The 18,516-nt window shown below is 54.0% G+C and carries 17 protein-coding genes, 1 pseudogene and 1 other annotated feature; of the genes and pseudogenes, 8 read left to right on the top strand and 10 right to left on the bottom strand.

Going from position 1 to position 18,516, the window contains the following annotated elements; translation table 11 throughout:
• Positions 1–69 precede the first annotated feature (69 nt).
• The 9 genes and pseudogenes from ABOC97_RS14470 to rpmH all read right to left on the bottom strand — a co-directional run bounded on the left by ABOC97_RS14470 (position 70) and on the right by rpmH (position 7,716).
• The gene (locus ABOC97_RS14470) at positions 70–636 is read right to left on the bottom strand and encodes an NADPH-dependent FMN reductase (RefSeq protein WP_112202025.1); all 567 of its coding nucleotides are present in this window, start codon (positions 634–636) and stop codon (positions 70–72) included.
• Between the two features lie 39 nt (positions 637–675).
• Positions 676–1,425, bottom strand: a complete 750-nt coding sequence (locus ABOC97_RS14475) for a 4'-phosphopantetheinyl transferase family protein (RefSeq protein WP_349598866.1) — start codon at positions 1,423–1,425, stop codon at positions 676–678.
• A gap of 157 nt (positions 1,426–1,582) precedes the next feature.
• A complete protein-coding gene (gene yidZ, locus ABOC97_RS14480; protein ID WP_349598868.1) occupies positions 1,583–2,542 on the bottom strand; it encodes an HTH-type transcriptional regulator YidZ in 960 nt (319 codons plus the stop codon).
• Positions 2,511–3,692 (bottom strand): annotated as a pseudogene (locus tag ABOC97_RS14485) (MdtL family multidrug efflux MFS transporter). Before ABOC97_RS14485 ends, yidZ begins: the two are co-directional and overlap by 32 nt.
• Before the next feature lie 165 nt (positions 3,693–3,857).
• Positions 3,858–5,222, bottom strand: a complete 1,365-nt coding sequence (gene mnmE / locus ABOC97_RS14490; RefSeq protein WP_349598870.1) for a tRNA uridine-5-carboxymethylaminomethyl(34) synthesis GTPase MnmE — start codon at positions 5,220–5,222, stop codon at positions 3,858–3,860.
• A 106-nt stretch (positions 5,223–5,328) separates the two neighbouring features.
• Positions 5,329–6,975: a membrane protein insertase YidC gene (gene yidC / locus ABOC97_RS14495; protein WP_234505479.1), complete on the bottom strand. Its 1,647-nt coding sequence runs from the start codon at positions 6,973–6,975 to the stop codon at positions 5,329–5,331.
• Between the two features lie 2 nt (positions 6,976–6,977).
• On the bottom strand, positions 6,978–7,235 hold the full coding sequence (gene yidD / locus ABOC97_RS14500) for a membrane protein insertion efficiency factor YidD (RefSeq protein ID WP_074398703.1): 258 nt from the start codon (positions 7,233–7,235) through the stop codon (positions 6,978–6,980).
• A complete protein-coding gene (gene rnpA / locus ABOC97_RS14505) occupies positions 7,199–7,558 on the bottom strand; it encodes a ribonuclease P protein component (protein ID WP_064540669.1) in 360 nt (119 codons plus the stop codon). Before rnpA ends, yidD begins: the two co-directional genes overlap by 37 nt.
• Before the next feature lie 17 nt (positions 7,559–7,575).
• On the bottom strand, positions 7,576–7,716 hold the full coding sequence (gene rpmH / locus ABOC97_RS14510; protein WP_003023858.1) for a 50S ribosomal protein L34: 141 nt from the start codon (positions 7,714–7,716) through the stop codon (positions 7,576–7,578).
• A 773-nt stretch (positions 7,717–8,489) separates the two neighbouring features.
• On the opposite strand from rpmH, the gene dnaA reads away from it, so the two are divergent.
• The 7 genes from dnaA to ABOC97_RS14545 all read left to right on the top strand — a co-directional run bounded on the left by dnaA (position 8,490) and on the right by ABOC97_RS14545 (position 17,437).
• Positions 8,490–9,887 carry a chromosomal replication initiator protein DnaA gene (dnaA, locus tag ABOC97_RS14515; protein ID WP_234505482.1) on the top strand — a complete coding sequence of 466 codons (1,398 nt, stop codon included), beginning with the start codon at positions 8,490–8,492 and terminating at the stop codon, positions 9,885–9,887.
• 4 nt (positions 9,888–9,891) lie between these two features.
• A complete protein-coding gene (gene dnaN, locus ABOC97_RS14520) occupies positions 9,892–10,992 on the top strand; it encodes a DNA polymerase III subunit beta (RefSeq protein ID WP_349598875.1) in 1,101 nt (366 codons plus the stop codon).
• Between the two features lie 148 nt (positions 10,993–11,140).
• Positions 11,141–12,214: a DNA replication/repair protein RecF gene (gene recF / locus ABOC97_RS14525; protein ID WP_349598878.1), complete on the top strand. Its 1,074-nt coding sequence runs from the start codon at positions 11,141–11,143 to the stop codon at positions 12,212–12,214.
• 28 nt (positions 12,215–12,242) lie between these two features.
• Entirely contained in the window at positions 12,243–14,657 is a 2,415-nt protein-coding gene (gene gyrB, locus ABOC97_RS14530) for a DNA topoisomerase (ATP-hydrolyzing) subunit B (protein ID WP_234505487.1), read from the top strand.
• Between the two features lie 114 nt (positions 14,658–14,771).
• A complete protein-coding gene (locus ABOC97_RS14535) occupies positions 14,772–15,173 on the top strand; it encodes a YidB family protein (RefSeq protein ID WP_349598882.1) in 402 nt (133 codons plus the stop codon).
• Positions 15,174–15,294: 121 nt separating this feature from the next.
• Positions 15,295–16,107, top strand: a complete 813-nt coding sequence (gene yidA, locus ABOC97_RS14540; protein WP_349598885.1) for a sugar-phosphatase — start codon at positions 15,295–15,297, stop codon at positions 16,105–16,107.
• 103 nt (positions 16,108–16,210) lie between these two features.
• Positions 16,211–17,437 carry a DUF3748 domain-containing protein gene (locus tag ABOC97_RS14545; RefSeq protein ID WP_349598888.1) on the top strand — a complete coding sequence of 409 codons (1,227 nt, stop codon included), beginning with the start codon at positions 16,211–16,213 and terminating at the stop codon, positions 17,435–17,437.
• A 1-nt stretch (position 17,438) separates the two neighbouring features.
• On the opposite strand, the gene ABOC97_RS14550 is transcribed toward ABOC97_RS14545, so the two are convergent.
• Complete coding sequence (locus ABOC97_RS14550; RefSeq protein ID WP_349599095.1) at positions 17,439–17,768, bottom strand: YceK/YidQ family lipoprotein; 330 nt, start codon at positions 17,766–17,768, stop codon at positions 17,439–17,441.
• Between the two features lie 242 nt (positions 17,769–18,010).
• Positions 18,011–18,087 (top strand) — a sequence feature (ROSE (Repression Of Heat Shock gene Expression) occurs in the 5'-region of heat shock genes and acts as an RNA thermometer to modulate expression.).
• Here ABOC97_RS14550 and ibpA point away from each other — a divergent pair.
• On the top strand, positions 18,081–18,494 hold the full coding sequence (ibpA, locus tag ABOC97_RS14555) for a small heat shock chaperone IbpA (protein ID WP_052284599.1): 414 nt from the start codon (positions 18,081–18,083) through the stop codon (positions 18,492–18,494). It overlaps the preceding feature by 7 nt.
• Positions 18,495–18,516 lie beyond the last annotated feature (22 nt).

Genomic DNA, 18,516 nt, shown 5'->3' on the forward strand with positions numbered 1-18,516 from the left:
GAGGCCTTCGCTGACCTGACCTACAGGACAATAGAGGCCCGGCAAGCGTTAGCGCTGCCGGGCTTTTCTTTATGCTTTAACGCGCTGAATATATTCGCCAAACGCGGTCAATTGACCGGTCAGATGGTCCAGCGTGCCCTGCTCAATCACTTCACCCAGCTGTGGGTCGACCTTGTTCTGAATCACGCCGCCCATAAACTCTGGCTTGTTCATCACCATCGCGTCGAGGAACACCAGAATCTGGCGCAGATGGTACTGACAGCGTGCGCCGCCAATGGCGCCCATGGAGCTGGTCTGGATCAGCACTGGCTTACCGGCCAGCGGTTGATCCGGCAGGCGAGACAGCCAGTCGATGGCATTTTTCAGACCACCCGGCACGGAGTAGTTATATTCCGGCGTAACGATAACCACGCCATCAGCCTGGCGAATTTGCTCAGCCAGCGCTTCAACGCTTTGCGGGAATCCATCTTCTTGTTGCAGGTCAGCATCGTACAGCGGGATATCGCCAATCGACGGGAGCGGAGAGATGCTCATGCCCGCCGGAGCGATTTTTGGCAGGGTGCGTGCAACCATACCGTTAAATGAACCTTTGCGCAGGCTTCCCAATAACGTAACAACTTTCAACGCTTCAGACATGATTACTCCTTTGCATCATGAGGCTGTTTTCCAGCCGAATCAGTTGAGTATAAGCGCTTTCTCCGCCGGTAGGCTGGTGAATCTCATCACGCGCGCCGCGGGTTCATTAGCCCGGGTTTGCGCGTCTGGCAGGCTACGCCAACCGTATTTGCCATCAAACTCCCATACCTTGAGTTTTTCAATTGATGGCGAAACGGCGAGTGACCAGGCCAGAACGTCCTCCGCATCACAAATGACCTCGAGCTGATCGGTGGTGGCGGAACGCAGACGACCAGAGCCGGGAAGTAACTGCAGAGCCTGCGGTGAGTCGAGATGAACGTCGCCGGTCATCTTGAGCACACTCTGGCGCAGCGCAATGAGCTGCACGCGCGCTTCGTGTGGATCGCTCTGGTTGTTAATCCACAGATTTTCATTACTGGTAAATCGGTAGTTTTCCATCATCGTCGCCTGCGGAGTATTACGCAGCACGTGCAGCAGCTCCATATCGAGGCCGCATGTGCCTTCGGTGGTCAGCGCCACGCCAACGATATTGCCCGCATAGGCGATGGAAAAATCAGGCAGTTGGCTATCTTTAAAGAACGGTTTGCCTTCCGTCTGGGTCACGATTTCGGGGAGTTCGCTGATGCCGTAAAGCATAAACAGCAGCTCGGCCAGCAACGCCCGCGACGCCAGATAGCGAGTGCGGCGATAGGCCGGAAGCTGGCGTGCGATGTTGTGGCTGGTGGATGATAGCCTGACCGACAGTAGATGCCCGTCCTTGAGGATCCCTCTTGCAAAGTGCGTCGCCATTTTTCGCTCCGTGATTAATGGACTGTGGATATTGTGAGAGTAACATTTACGCAAGTTATGATCAGGTTTTACTGCCTAAAAGTGCGAATGAAAAGGGGTATTACGAGACTTTTACACTTTCCCTTAACTGAAACACATTATTTTTATGAATAATGAGTCAGGAAACAGTGAGGTATAGGGATTTGAGGGTTTCGCGTAGCCAAATAATTTTGGGGTTGTGACTATTTCGTTTATGCCAAAGAAGGGTAAACGGGACCAGCAATTTATCCAATTGCGCAGCGTCGAACGGCAGAGGTCGTGCGACCAGCGATAGCTGGTGAAGCTGGTTATAGTAGCGACAATAGCGCGGCGCGGTGGCCAGCATATTGTGATCCGGCTGGGCGGCCATAAATAGCGACTGTTCAAATCCCGGTAGGTTTAAGGCGATGTTGCGCTGACGCCCCATTTCCTGAAGCACATCGTCCAGTGCCCAGGTATCGCTTTGCTCCCAGCTGATACTGATATGCGGGTAGCGTAGAAACGTCTCCAGATTCCACTCTTCCTGAAGCGCTGGATGATCCTCGCGTAGCCAGACGCAGGGAAGATCGGAAAACAGCACTTCATGGTCAATCGACAGCGGCAGCAGGCTCAGGAGTTCGCGCGAACGTGGATGGCTTTCACGTCCGGTAAAGCCGATATCCACTTCGCCGCGAATAATGGCGTCCAGCGAATCGTAGTCCCAGTTGCGCACTTTAATTGTTGCCTGAGGATAGCGCTGGTAGATCTGCTGCGAGAGCGCATTGAACATGATCATCACCAGCGGCGTTTCGGCCACCAGATCAAACTTCAGCCCGCGCGGCGTTTCATGATTAGGCTTATCGAGCAGCTGATTGCCCATTTGCATCCACTCCGCCAGGCTGTGCTCCATACTGAGCATTAGCGGCGTTGGTGTGAGCCCAAGCGGGGTGTTCACAAACAGCGGATCGTCAAACCAGGCTCTCAGCTTCGATAGCGATTTACTGACCGCCGACGGCGTAACGTTCATCCGTTTGGCGGTTTTAGTCACGCTACGCTCCTGCATCAGGAGCTGTAGGCAGAGCAGTAAATTAAGATCGAGACTGCTGAGGGATTTCTTCATGAGTTGGCGCGGACCGGTTAGAAGCAACAGTGATAATCAACATGATACTCACTATGCTACAGACAATCAGAATCCCGATCAGCATATTCAGCGCATCAAGACCGAGGATTGCAGCCAGCCAAATCCACAGTGATGAACCGCAAACCTGCGCAATACCTAATGCTGAGCTTGCCACCCCCGCACGAAGCGAGAAAGGACCCAGCGCCTGGCTCATGGCAACCCCAAAGCCGACCGAGAAACCGGCACAAATTAAGGTGAGCCCAAACAGTGTGACCGTGTTTGTGCTGGCGAGGGTTAACACGATGCCAGCGGTCAGGAACAGCACCTGTGAAGCCAGCATGAGGGTTCTGGGTTTGAACAGGCTCAAGGCGAACGGCGTGGAGAATGACACCGCCATGCTGACACCGGCGGTCATCGCCATGGTGGTGGCATATTCCCCACGGTCAAAACCCATCACTTCCATCAGCAGTACCGGCGAGGTATTCACGAAGGTGAGGATCACCGACACGCTGAGGGTCGTAATCGCGAGGCGGCTAAGGAAAAAGCGATTTAACAGCGATTCGGCGCCACGCTCTGTTGGTGTTGATGTCTTAAGAGCCGCTGGGCGCGATTCTCGCAGGATAAATACCGACAACAGACAGACAACTACACCCATGCCGATCATCGTGTAGAACAGGCTCTACCACGGGTATTTGAGCATAATCAGATGCCCCATAACCGGCGCCAAGACTGGGACGATACAGGTGATCCCGTTGAGTAAAGACAGCACCTTCGCCCGGCGGCGATCGTCCAGCGTATCGCGCAGTATCGCGAATGCCACCACGTAACAGCAGCCTGCGCCGATACCCTGAATAAAGCGCCCCACCAGGAATGGCGTACCGCTCTCAGCCAGCGAACAGAGCGCCGAGGCGAGAATATAGATAATTGCCCCGACGATGGCGACCGGCTTGCGGCCCGATTGGTCTGCGACTTTACCGGCGAACAGCATGGCGGTTGCCATCCCTGCCAGATAGACCGAAAACGCAATATGCAGCTGTGCTTCGCTGGCCTGTAAATCAGCCGCTATGCGGGGTAATCCCACCAGATACATATCAATACCTGCGGGATACAGGAGAACCAGAGCAAAACTACAGATCAGAAAGCGCGTCATAGCAACCTCATAAGGAATGTGGCGCTAAGCATACGGGGAGAGGGTCTGCGGCACGAGTTGCCATTTGGACAACCGTGATTTCCTGAGGGGAAATCACGGTTGTTTAGCATCATTACCGCTTACCGAGCCTGCAGTACTGCGTCGGCTCAGGAAGTAACAGTAAAATTATTTGCCAATACAGAAGCTGGAGAATATCCGTCCCAGCAGATCGTCGGAGGTAAACTCACCGGTTATCTCGCTCAGGCATTGCTGAGACAGCCGTAGCTCTTCTGCCAGCAGTTCTCCAGCCCAGGCGCCCAGAAGCTGTGCTTTACCCTGCTGCAGATGTTCTGCGGCGTCTGATAGCGCCTGCAGGTGACGACGGCGCGCCAGGAAGCCGCCTTCCATGTTGGTTTCAAAGCCCATGCTCTGCTTGAGATGGTTACGCAGCACATCGACACCTTCGCCGGTACGCGCGGAAAGGCGTACAAGTGAGTGCTCATTTACTTCGCTAAGACCGAGCGTTTCGCCGGTGATATCCGCTTTGTTGCGTACTACGGTAATCGGCAGGGTTTTCGGCAAACGGGCGATAAAGTCCGGCCAAATCTCCGCTGGGTCGGTGGCGTCGGTGGTGGTGCCATCAACCATAAACAGCACGCGGTCGGCCTGCTCAATTTCCTGCCAGGCACGCTCGATACCGATACGTTCCACTTCGTCGCTCGCTTCGCGCAGCCCGGCGGTATCAATGATGTGCAGCGGCATGCCGTCAATATGGATATGCTCACGCAGCACGTCGCGGGTGGTGCCGGCAATATCGGTGACGATCGCCGCTTCACGGCCCGCCAGCGCGTTCAGCAGGCTCGATTTCCCGGCATTTGGACGACCGGCAATAACCACTTTCATCCCTTCACGCAGCAGGCTGCCCTGACGCGCTTCGGCACGGACGGCGTCGAGATCGGCAATCACGTTGTTAAGCTGGGCTTCGATTTTACCGTCGGAGAGGAAGTCGATCTCCTCATCCGGGAAGTCGATAGCCGCCTCGACAAAGATTCGCAGGTGAGTGAGTGCTTCCACAAGGTGGTTAACGCGGGTGGAGAATGCACCCTGTAGCGAGTTTAGCGCGGAACGGGCCGCCTGCTCGGAGCTGGCGTCAATCAGGTCGGCAATCGCTTCGGCCTGGGCCAAATCGAGTTTATCGTTTAAAAACGCGCGTTCGGAGAATTCGCCTGGTTTGGCAATACGTACGCCCGGCAGCGTCAGAATACGTTTGAGCAGCAAATCGAGAATCACCGGGCCGCCGTGTCCCTGAAGTTCTAACACATCCTCACCGGTGAAGGAGTTCGGGCCGGGGAACCACAGCGCAATGCCTTGATCCAGCGCGCTGCCGTCACCATCTTTAAACGGCAGATAGTCGGCGTAGCGCGGCTTCGGCAGCTTGCCCAGCACCGCCTGCGCGACGTCGCGCGCCTTCAGGCCGGAGATACGCAAAATGCCCACGCCACCGCGTCCCGGTGGGGTTGCCTGGGCGACAATAGTGTCGTTATGGCTCATGATATTCCCGTTAGTTTGTTTGGCGGATGCGCTGCGCTTATCCGCCCTACGCAATAAAAAAGGCGGTCATTCGACCGCCTTTCATTTTAGCGCTTATGGTACCGAATCAGGATTTTTTCTTCTCGCGGCTATGCAGGCCACGTTTTTCCAGACCACGGTAAATCAGCTGCTGCTGGATAATGGTTACCAGGTTGCTGACGATATAGTAAACCACCAGACCGGATGGGAACCACAGGAAGAACACCGTGAAGATGACCGGCATAAAGGTCATGATCTTCTGCTGCATCGGGTCGGTCACAGTGGTCGGAGACATCTTCTGAATGAAGAACATCGTCGCGCCCATGATGATCGGCAGGATGTAGTACGGGTCTTGTGCAGACAAATCGTGAATCCACAGGATGAACGGCGCATGACGCAGTTCAACCGAGGCGCTCAGCATGTAGTACAGCGCAAGGAAGATAGGCATCTGGATAATCAGCGGGAAGCAGCCACCCAGCGGGTTTACCTTCTCAGCTTTATACAGGGCCATCATTTCCTGGCTTTGACGCTGTTTGTCGTCGCCCAGACGCTCACGCATAGCCTGAATCTTCGGCTGCAGCATACGCATCTTCGCCATGGAGGTGTACTGCGCTTTAGTCAGCGGGTACATGATGCCACGAACGATAAAGGTGATAACGATGATGGAGAAGCCCCAGTTGCCCAGGAAGCTATGGATCCATTTCAGCAGTTTGAACAGCGGCTGAGAGATGAACCACAGCCAGCCGTAGTCAACGGTCAGATCCAGGTGTGGCGCAACGGCGGCCATTTTGTCCTGAATTGCTGGGCCGACCCACAGGGTGCTGTTCAGCTTATCAACCTGACCTGGCTGAACCAGTACCGGCTGAGATTTGTAGCCAATTGCCACAACGCCGTTACCGAGGTTAGCGGTGTAAAGGTTGTTGGTACCTTTGTTTTCTGGAACCCATGCAGTGGTGAAGTACTGCTGCAGCATCGCCACCCAACCGTTCTGGGTATTGGTGTTCAGGTTCTCGTTATCAACAATCGTATCGAATTTGTATTTTTCATATTTCGAATCGGAAGTTGAATACGCCGCGCCGCGGAAGGTATGCATGGTAGACAGGCCACCGGTCTGGGTATCACGGCTTGTCGGCAGCGCAGCGCTTTGCTTGAGCTGACCGAAGGTCGAGATTTCCAGCGGCTTGTCGCTGACGTTCTGCACGTTATAGCCGACGTTCACCGCATAGTCACCGCGTTTCAGGGTGAAGGTTTTGGTGAAGACGTTGCCCGCTTTATCGGTATAGGTCAGTGGAATGACGAGTTCATTCTGACCGTCAGCCAGTACAAACGCATCTTTATCGACATTATACAGCGGACGTGGGCCGTTAGCCGGGTTATCCGGGCCATCACGACCGGTTAAGCCGCTCTGTGCCTGATAGATAAACTGTGGTGTGGTTTCCAGTAACTGGAACGGTTCGTCAGATTTCAGTGCTTTCGGGTAAGCCGGAAGCAGTGCCTGCTCAACATCACCACCGCGGGTGTTGATGGTCAGCTCAAGCACATCAGTTTTAACCGTGATCAGTTTCCCTTGGCCACTGGCCGGTACGCCCTGGTCTGCGGCGCTACCCGCTGCTGTGGTCGTAGTCTGCGTGGTCTGCTGCTGGGCCTGAGGATTGTTATCCTGCTCCCAGGCTTGCCAGATCATGAAAGACACGAACAACAAAGCGATGATAAGAAGATTGCGTTGCGAATCCATCGTTAGTGTTCTCTGGTATCAAATGGTCCAGGCGGGACGGGGTCGTCACCACCAGGGTGTAAAGGGTGGCATTTTAATACGCGTTTCACTGTCAACCAACTGCCTTTTATCACTCCAAACCTGCGCAATGCCTCAATTCCGTACTGAGAACAGGTTGGCGTGAAACGGCAATGCGGCCCGAGTAGCGGACTAATCAGGCGCTGATAGACCCTAATCAGGCCTATCAGGAGCCGGGATACAGGCGACAGTGACGGCGCCATAATTTTTCCAACGCTTCCGAGAGAGCACGGTTATCGAGATCGGCAACCCCTTTCTTCGCCACCACCACGAAATCCATTGGTGGGAGTTCATGCTGACGTAAACGGAAACTTTCACGCGTCAGACGTTTAATCCGATTGCGTTCATGTGCGCGTTTAACGTTTTTCTTGGCGACGGTAAGACCGATGCGGGGATGCCCCAGCGAATTTAGGCGGCCGAGGATGGTGATTTGCGGCGTGCCAGCCCGTTGTGGCTGCTGGAAGACGAATGTGAAATGATTGGGAGTTAACAAACGTAACTCCCTGGGAAATGCTAGCTTAACCACTCGAAGGGTTAGCTTTATTACTTAGAAACGGTCAGACGAGAACGGCCTTTAGCACGACGACGTGCCAGAACCTGACGACCATTTTTATTAGCCATACGAGCACGGAAGCCGTGAGAACGGTTGCGCTTCAGTACAGACGGTTGAAAAGTGCGTTTCATGGCGATTTCTACCTAAACTTGAATAAATTCAATGGCTTTATTGGTTATCCGAACGAAAATCGAACGATGGACACCGAAGCCATGGGTGATTAAAGAGGCCGGATTGTAATAATTGTACACTCCGGAGTCAATTCTCTTTCCTTATTTACCGCGTAAAAAACCACGTTTTACCGTAATTTTTCGCCCGGTAAATGAGCAGCGTCCCTCTCCGAAATTCGGGCGGAATGCGCCGGGTGGGGGATTATACGGCCTGCCCAGTAAAGAGCAAGGATCATCCTGGATCTTTGTTAGATCATTTAAGCAGAAATTTGTCGCTAGTCATTAATTTTTCCAATATGCGAAGGAAATCGTGCCCCCTCTTCGCCGGGATCGTTTACACTTAGCGCTTCCGGATCCAGCCTGTGGATAAATCGGGAAGAATCTGTGAGAAACAGAAGATCTCTGGCGCAGTTTACGCTATGATCCTCGGCCCGATCGCGATCGGTGGATCGATAAGGGGAAGTACCGCGCCATTTCAGCACAGCGTCTGAAAGGCCGTTGAAAAACCGCAAATAGCGGTTCGCACGTCACCCGCTTGCATCGGGTCTATTCGATGTGCGTCAAAAATCACGAATTTTTAATCTTATACACAGCATTTGTTCGGGCTGCATTTTTGCAGCAGCTGAATGAATCCCCGACAGCATTCAGTTTTGCTGACGGCAGGATCGTCAGAGGTAGCCTGCAGGTTTGCCTGGAGGATGATGTGTATCGACTTTTTTCGAGTGGAGTCCGCCGTGTCACTTTCGCTTTGGCAGCAATGTCTTGCCCGATTGCAGGATGAGTTACCAGCCACAGAATTCAGCATGTGGATCCGCCCATTGCAGGCGGAATTAAGCGATAACACGCTGGCCCTGTATGCGCCAAATCGTTTTGTGCTTGATTGGGTGCGGGATAAATACCTCAATAACATCAACGGACTGTTGAATGATTTCTGTGGTGCAGACGCCCCACAGCTGCGTTTTGAGGTTGGCACCAAGCCCGTCACTCAGACCCTAAAAGAGACCGCCAGCGTTAGCGCACCGGCGCAAACCGCGCAGGTTTATGCGCCACGCGTGGCTCCGGCACCGCGTGCCGGTTGGGATAACGTCCCGGCGCCCGCTGAGCCGTCATACCGCTCTAATGTCAACGTTAAACACACCTTTGATAACTTCGTTGAAGGTAAATCGAACCAGCTAGCCCGTGCGGCGGCACGCCAGGTTGCAGATAACCCAGGCGGCGCCTATAACCCACTGTTCCTGTACGGCGGTACCGGTTTGGGTAAAACGCACCTGCTGCACGCGGTAGGTAACGGTATTATTGCCCGTAAACCGAATGCAAAAGTGGTGTATATGCACTCCGAGCGCTTTGTACAGGACATGGTAAAAGCCCTGCAAAACAACGCGATCGAAGAGTTTAAACGCTACTACCGCTCCGTGGATGCGCTGCTTATCGATGACATTCAATTCTTTGCCAACAAAGAACGATCCCAGGAAGAGTTCTTCCATACCTTCAACGCCCTGCTGGAAGGCAATCAGCAAATCATCCTTACCTCGGATCGCTATCCGAAAGAGATCAATGGCGTCGAAGATCGTTTGAAATCCCGCTTCGGCTGGGGTCTGACGGTCGCTATCGAACCACCTGAGCTTGAGACCCGCGTCGCTATCCTGATGAAAAAAGCCGACGAAAATGATATTCGTCTGCCAGGCGAAGTGGCGTTCTTTATTGCCAAGCGTCTACGCTCTAACGTGCGTGAACTTGAAGGGGCGCTGAACCGCGTTATCGCTAACGCCAACTTTACCGGCCGGGCGATCACCATCGATTTCGTGCGTGAAGCACTGCGCGATCTGCTAGCGCTGCAGGAAAAGCTGGTCACCATCGACAATATCCAGAAGACGGTGGCAGAGTACTACAAAATCAAAATTGCGGACCTGCTCTCCAAGCGACGTTCTCGCTCGGTTGCGCGTCCGCGCCAGATGGCGATGGCGTTGGCGAAAGAGCTCACCAACCACAGTCTGCCGGAGATTGGCGATGCGTTTGGTGGCCGCGACCATACTACCGTGCTGCACGCCTGCCGTAAGATTGAGCAACTGCGTGAAGAAAGCCACGATATCAAAGAAGACTTTTCCAATTTAATCAGAACATTGTCGTCGTGATCCTATGAAATTTACCGTAGAACGTGAACATTTATTAAAACCGTTACAACAGGTGAGTGGCCCGCTCGGCGGGCGTCCGACATTGCCGATTCTGGGTAACCTGCTTCTGCAGGTGGCGGACGGCACGTTGTCGCTGACCGGTACCGATTTAGAAATGGAAATGGTAGCGCGTGTTACGCTGCTGCAACCGCATGAACCGGGCGCGACTACCGTTCCGGCGCGTAAATTCTTCGACATTTGTCGTGGCCTGCCGGAAGGTGCGGAAATCGTTGTCCAGTTGGAAGGCGATCGCATGCTGGTACGCTCTGGCCGTAGCCGCTTCTCGCTGTCTACGCTGCCTGCTGCCGACTTCCCGAACCTGGACGACTGGCAGAGCGACGTTGAGTTCACGTTGCCACAGGCGACGATGAAACGCCTGATTGAAGCCACCCAGTTCTCGATGGCTCATCAGGACGTGCGCTATTACTTAAACGGCATGCTGTTTGAAACAGAAGGCGAAGAGCTGCGTACCGTCGCCACCGATGGACACCGCCTGGCGGTCTGTTCGATGCCGGTTGGACAATCTCTGCCTAGCCATTCGGTGATCGTGCCGCGTAAAGGGGTGATTGAGCTGATGCGTATGCTCGACGGTGGCGATATGCCGCTGCGCGTGCAGATTGGCAGCAATAACATCCGTGCCCACGTTGGCGATTTTATCTTTACCTCCAAGCTGGTCGATGGTCGTTTCCCTGACTATCGTCGCGTGTTGCCGAAAAATCCGGATAAACACCTGGAAGCTGGCTGCGACATCCTCAAGCAGGCGTTTGCCCGTGCGGCGATTCTCTCCAACGAGAAATTCCGCGGCGTGCGTCTGTATGTGAGTGAAAACCAGATTAAAATCACCGCCAACAACCCGGAGCAGGAAGAAGCAGAAGAGATTCTGGATGTCTCCTATCCGGGCACTGAACTGGAAATCGGCTTTAACGTCAGTTATGTGCTGGATGTGTTGAACGCGCTGAAATGTGAAACCGTCCGTATCCTGCTGACGGACTCCGTCTCCAGCGTGCAGATTGAAGACGCAGCCAGCCAAAGCGCGGCCTACGTCGTTATGCCAATGAGACTGTAGTGTCTGATAAGGGGCTGGTTTACTTGCCATTTCGCCTCCCGGCAGTGCTCGAAATGCTCACGTACTTCGTGTACGCTCCGCTTTCTGTGCGCTGGCGGTAGACGAACTGGCTGCGACACCCACGCCCCTGGACGAATATAATCAGCTTATGTCACTGACGCGCTTACTCATCAAAGATTTCCGCAATATCGAAGACGCGGATCTCGCGTTATCCCCCGGCTTTAACTTCCTGGTTGGCGCTAACGGCAGCGGAAAAACCAGCGTGCTGGAAGCTATCTATACGCTTGGCCACGGTCGGGCGTTTCGAAGTTTGCAGATTGGTCGCGTTATTCGCCACGAACAGGATGCTTTCGTACTTCATGGGCGTCTAAAGGGTCAGGAGCGTGAAACATCCATTGGCCTGACGAAAGATAAGCTTGGTGACAGCAAGGTGCGCATTGACGGCACCGACGGTCATAAGGTCGCTGAGCTGGCGCTGTTGATGCCGATGCAGTTGATTACGCCCGAGGGGTTTACTTTACTCAACGGCGGCCCCAAATACAGAAGAGCCTTCCTTGATTGGGGGTGCTTCCACAACGAAGCCGGATTCTTCAACGCCTGGAGTAACCTGAAGCGGTTACTCAAGCAGCGCAACGCTGCGCTGCGCCAGGTGAACCGTTATGAACAGTTACGCCCCTGGGATAAAGAACTGATTCCCCTTGCGGAACAGATCAGCCGCTGGCGGGCGGAATACAGCACCGGTATTGCCGAAGATATGGCGGATACCTGCAAACAATTTCTCCCGGAATTCTCTCTCGCTTTCTCTTTCCAGCGCGGCTGGGAAAAAGAGACCGACTATGCCGAAGTGCTGGAGAGAAACTTCGAACGCGACCGTATGCTGACCTACACAGCACACGGCCCGCACAAGGCGGACTTCCGCATTCGCGCTGACGGCGCGCCGGTGGAAGACACCTTATCGCGCGGGCAGCTAAAGCTGCTGATGTGCGCACTACGTCTGGCACAGGGCGAGTTTCTGACCCGTGAGAGCGGACGACGCTGCCTGTACCTGATAGATGATTTTGCCTCGGAACTTGATGACGCGCGGCGCGGCCTGTTGGCTAGCCGTTTAAAAGCTACGCAGTCACAGGTTTTTGTCAGCGCGATCAGCGCTGAACACGTTCTAGACATGTCGGACGAAAATTCGAAGATGTTTACCGTGGAAAAGGGTAAAATAACGGATTAACCCAAGATTAAATGAGCGAGAAACGTTGATGTCGAATTCTTATGACTCCTCCAGTATCAAAGTCCTGAAAGGGCTGGATGCGGTGCGTAAGCGCCCGGGTATGTATATCGGCGACACGGATGACGGCACCGGTCTGCACCACATGGTATTCGAGGTTGTGGATAACGCTATCGACGAAGCGCTCGCGGGTCACTGTAAAGACATCGTGGTGACTATCCATGCCGATAACTCTGTATCGGTAACGGATGATGGACGTGGCATTCCGACCGGTATCCACCCGGAAGAAGGCGTATCCGCTGCTGAAGTTATCATGACCGTCCTGCACGCAGGCGGTAAATTTGATGATAACTCATACAAAGTTTCCGGCGGTCTGCACGGCGTAGGCGTATCCGTAGTAAACGCCCTGTCGCAGAAACTGGAACTGTTGATCCGCCGTGAAGGCAAAGTGCATCAGCAAACTTATGTGCACGGCGTGCCGCAGGCACCGCTGGCCGTTACGGGTGATACTGAAGCAACCGGCACCCAGGTCCGTTTCTGGCCAAGCCATGAGACCTTCACCAATGTGGTTGAATTTGAATACGACATTCTGGCCAAGCGTCTGCGTGAGCTGTCCTTCCTGAACTCAGGCGTCTCTATTCGCCTGAAAGACAAACGTGACGGCAAAGAAGACCATTTCCACTATGAAGGTGGCATCAAGGCGTTTGTTGAGTATCTCAACAAAAACAAAACGCCGATCCACCCAAATATCTTCTACTTCTCCACCGAAAAAGACGGTATCGGCGTCGAAGTTGCGCTGCAGTGGAACGATGGTTTCCAGGAAAACATCTACTGCTTCACCAACAACATTCCACAGCGTGATGGTGGTACCCACCTTGCAGGCTTCCGTGCGGCGATGACCCGTACGCTGAACGCCTACATGGACAAAGAAGGCTACAGCAAAAAAGCCAAAGTCAGCGCCACCGGTGATGATGCCCGTGAAGGCCTGATTGCCGTGGTTTCCGTGAAAGTTCCGGATCCGAAATTCTCCTCACAGACCAAGGACAAACTGGTTTCTTCCGAGGTGAAAACGGCGGTTGAACAGCAGATGAACGAACTGCTGAGCGAATACCTGCTGGAAAATCCATCTGACGCGAAAATCGTTGTCGGCAAGATTATCGATGCGGCGCGTGCTCGTGAAGCGGCCCGTCGTGCGCGTGAAATGACGCGTCGTAAAGGTGCGCTGGACTTAGCCGGTCTGCCGGGCAAACTGGCTGACTGCCAGGAACGCGACCCAGCTCACTCCGAACTGTACCTCGTGGAAGGGGACTCTGCGGGCGGCTCTGCAAAACAGGGGCGTAACCGTAAGAACCAGGCGATTCTGCCGCTGAAGGGTAAAATCCTCAACGTTGAGAAGGCGCGCTTCGACAAGATGCTCGCGTCCCAGGAAGTGGCAACGCTGATTACTGCGCTGGGCTGCGGCATTGGTCGCGACGAGTACAACCCGGATAAACTGCGCTATCACAGCATCATCATCATGACCGATGCGGACGTCGATGGCTCGCACATTCGTACGCTGCTGTTGACCTTCTTCTACCGCCAGATGCCAGAAATCGTTGAGCGCGGCCACGTCTACATTGCGCAGCCGCCGCTGTACAAAGTGAAGAAAGGCAAGCAGGAACAGTACATCAAAGACGATGAAGCGATGGATCAGTATCAGATCTCCATCGCCCTTGATGGCGCAACGCTGCATACCAATGCCCACGCTCCGGCGCTGGCAGGTGAAGCGCTGGAAAAACTGGTGGCCGAGTTCAACGGTACCCAGAAAATGATCCACCGCATGGAGCGTCGCTTCCCGAAAGCGCTGCTGAAAGAGCTTATCTATCAGCCAACGCTGGTTGAAGCCGATCTCTCCGACGAGCAGAAAGTCACCCGCTGGGTAAATACCCTGGTTTCCGAGCTCAACGAGAAAGAACAGCACGGCAGCCAGTGGAAGTTTGATGTTCGCGAAAACGTCGAACAGCAGCAGTTCGAACCGATTATTCGCGTTCGTACCCACGGCGTAGATACTGATTATCCGTTGGATAATGAGTTCGTGACCGGTGGCGAATACCGCCGCATCTGCACGTTGGGTGAGAAACTGCGCGGTCTGGTAGAAGAAGATGCGTTCATTGAGCGTGGCGAACGCCGTCAGCCGGTTGCTAGCTTCGAGCAGGCGCTGGATTGGCTGGTGAAAGAGTCCCGCCGTGGCCTCTCCATTCAGCGTTATAAAGGTCTGGGTGAAATGAACCCAGATCAGCTGTGGGAAACCACCATGGACCCAGACAGCCGCCGTATGCTGCGCGTCACCGTAAAAGATGCGATTGCTGCTGACCAGCTGTTCACCACCCTGATGGGCGACGCCGTTGAACCGCGTCGTGCGTTTATCGAAGAGAACGCCCTGAAAGCGGCGAACATCGATATCTAATCGCTGGGTTGAACTAACGAAAACGCCTGAATCTTTCAGGCGTTTTTTTTTGCCTCATCCCGCAATCACCTATACTTCACTACGTCTTCTATTAACCGCAATTTGAGGTGGAGCATGGGACTTTTTGATGAGGTGGTTGGGTCGTTACTACAAGGGGATTCCGGGAAATATCAGGCAATCCTGACTTGGGTAAACGAGCAGGGCGGTGTTCAGGCGCTGCTGGAAAAACTACAAAACGGTGGGCTGGGCGATATCGCATCATCGTGGATTAGCAATCAGCAGAGTAACCAGCCGATTAGCGGCGATCAGGTTGAATCCGCACTGGGAACCTCTGCCGTGTCAGATCTTGGTCAAAAACTTGGCGTTGATACCGGTTCTGCCTCTGCGATGCTGGCAGACTATTTGCCGAAGATTATTGATGCGCTCTCGCCGCAGGGTGAAGTTGATCCGCAGGCGCACAATGACCTTCTGTCAGCCGGCATGAATCTGCTCAAGGGCGGTAAGCTTTTTGGCTAGCTGAGACATAAAAGGGGAGCGCGCATTATGCGTTGTATCCCCGTTTTAAACCGCTATATCTGCTGTTTTTTGAGCTCAACCGGGTTAGCATGAGGGCAGACTCATTTAACCTGGGGATCTCATGGCTATTAAACTGATCGCAATCGACATGGACGGAACATTGCTGTTGCCGGACCACACTATTTCTCCTGCGGTAAAAAGTGCGCTGGAAGCTGCGCGCGCGAAGGGAGTTAACGTGGTCTTGACCACCGGGCGTCCGTACGCTGGCGTGCACAGCTACTTAAAAGAGCTGGGCATGAACAGGCCGGGAGATTACTGCATTACCTACAACGGCGCGCTGGTACAGAAAGCCGGTGACGGTAGTACGGTGGCACAAACCGCACTGAACTACGACGACTATCGCTTCCTGGAAAAACTGTCCCGTGAAGTTGGCTCTCACTTCCACGCACTGGATCGCAACACCCTGTACACCGCTAACCGTGATATCAGCTACTACACGGTACATGAATCCTTTGTCGCGACTATCCCACTGGTCTTCTGTGAAGCCGAAAAAATGGACCCGGCGATCGAATTCCTGAAAGTGATGATGATTGATGAACCGGCTATCCTCGACAAAGCGATTGCCCGTATCCCGGCAGAAGTGAAAGAGAAGTACACCGTGCTGAAAAGCTCGCCGTACTTCCTCGAAATTCTCGATAAACGCGTGAACAAAGGCACCGGCGTGAAATCGCTGGCCGATGTGCTGGGCATCAAGCAAGAAGAGATCATGGCCATTGGCGATCAGGAAAACGACATGGCGATGATTGAGTTCGCTGGCGTTGGTGTGGCGATGGATAACGCGATTCCTTCGGTCAAAGAAGTGGCTAATTTTGTCACTAAATCGAACCTTGAAGATGGCGTGGCTTACGCTATCGAGAAGTTTGTCCTGAACTGATTTTTAAGTTGCCCGGCTGAGGCCGGGTATTCCACTGAAAGCCTTATGGCTTCCTCCCTTCACGTGGTAAAAGTATGCGGTATCTTTTGACCGGGACTCCGCCATGAAACAAATCACTTTCGCACCGCGTAATCACCAGCTCACCAACACCCGCACATGGACGGCAGACAGCCAGTGGCTGGTCTATGATGTGCGCCCTTCAGGCGCATCGTTTACCGGTGAAACCATTGAACGAGTGAACGTGAAAAGTGGACAAGTTGAGGTGATTTATCGGGCGAGCCTGGGAGCGCACGTCGGCGTGGTGACGGTGCATCCGTCCGCCGATCGGTATGTGTTTATCCACGGCCCGGAGAACCCGGATAAGGACTGGCAGTACGATTTCCACCACCGTCGCGGGGTGGTGAGCTATCAGGGCAAAATCCATAATCTGGATGCCATGGATATCACGCCGCCGTTTACTCCAGGCGCGTTGCGCGGCGGCAGTCACGTCCACGTTTATAGCCCAAACGGCGAATACGTAAGTTTTACCTATAACGACCATGTCCTTCATGAATACGATCCGGCGCTGGATTTGCGTAACGTTGGCGTTGCGACCCCATTCGGCCCCGTCGTGCCAGCAGGTCACCATCCTCGCGAGTATTTGGGTAGCCATTGGAGCGTACTGGTCAGTCAGACCACGGCGTCGCCGCGTCCGGGCAGCGATGAGATAAATCGCGCCTATGAAGAAGGCTGGGTGGGCAACGACCGGTTGGCCTTTATCGGCGACACGCTTTCGGTTAACGGGGAAAAAGTGCCGGAGCTGTTTATTGTCGACCTGCCGCTAGACGAAGCGGGCTGGAAGCAGCCGGGCAATGCGCCGCTTGCGGGAACGGAAACCACGCTGCCTGCACCGCCTGCAAACGTGCGCCAGCGGCGCCTGACCTTCAGCCATCAACGGGCGTATCCGGGGTTGGTGAATGTGCCACGCCACTGGGTGCGGAGCAATCCGCAGGGGACGCAAATTGCCGTGCTGATGCGTGATGACAGCGGCGTCGTGCAGCTATGGCTAGTGTCGCCGCAGGGTGGGGAACCGCAGCAACTCACCCATAATGCGTCTGATATTCAGTCGGCGTTTAACTGGCATCCATCAGGAAACTGGCTCGGGTTTATGCTGGATGGTCGCATCGCGATCTGCAATGCGCAAAGTGGAGCGGTGACTTTTTTAACGACCGATCACGCAAATCCGCCGTCGGCGGATGCAGTGGTCTTCTCACCTGATGGGCATGAGATTGCCTGGATGGAAGAGGTAGCTGGCTTCCGCCAGCTATGGACGACCGAAACTGGGCGTTAACTCAGGGCGCTGGCATTGGCGCAGGTGGAATGACCGAGTTGGTCGCCAGCGTCTCCTGCTCGCTCTTTTCGACGCGTGAGCGGACTGAGTTATCTTTACGGAATAAATCCCACGGTAGCAGTACCGTATCCATTACGGCGGTAAATGGTATATCGAGGGCGACCAGTGATTTGGTGGCCCAGCCGTTATCCGTATCGCTCAGCATCTCTGCGCTGGCTCGCGTACCCGGATAAGTCCCCTCTTTGCCGCCCGTATGCGACATAACGCTGGAACACCCTCCTGATAAGAAGATCCCCCCAACCAGCGCCGTTTTAATCAGAACATTTTTCATCATGAGCTCTTCATTGTAATGAGCATAAAAAAGCCCGTCCCCCGGGTTATAGCCACCCGTTGCCAAAATAGAAAGTCCCGGCTCGCCGCTCTGTGGCGGCTGTCGCACTTTGGCCTTTTGTGCTCTGACCAGTGTAAGCCTTCTTAGAGAAAGTGCAAAAAAAGTCAGACAAGAGGTCTTGAAAAAGATTCCTTACCCCTCATTTTATAGGTGTAGCCGAAGAGAACATGCCTGCGGGGTGTTCGGGCTTCACCGACCTGTCCATGATGGAAGGTTTTTAATTTCTCGCTGATTTTCAGGAGCTATTTGATTATGCGTAACTTTGACTTATCTCCGCTGTACCGTTCTGCCATTGGTTTTGACCGCCTGTTCAACCTGTTAGAAAACAATCAAACACAAAGTAACGGTGGCTACCCTCCGTACAACGTCGAGCTGGTCGATGAAAACCACTATCGCATTGCGATTGCCGTGGCCGGTTTTGCGGAAAGCGAACTGGAAATTACCGCGCAGGATAACGTGCTGGTGGTGAAAGGCGCTCATGAAGCGGATCAGAAAGAACGCACCTATCTCTATCAAGGTATTGCCGAGCGCAACTTTGAACGCAAATTCCAGTTAGCGGAAAACATCCACGTGCGTGGCGCTAACCTGGTCAACGGTCTGCTGTATATCGAACTGGAACGCGTGATTCCAGAAGCGAACAAACCGCGCCGTATCGAAATTAACTAATTCTGCCGGGCCGCTCGCGCGG

This window comes from Kluyvera huaxiensis (assembly GCF_040149365.1).
Taxonomy (GTDB): Bacteria; Pseudomonadota; Gammaproteobacteria; order Enterobacterales; family Enterobacteriaceae; genus Kluyvera; species Kluyvera intermedia_A.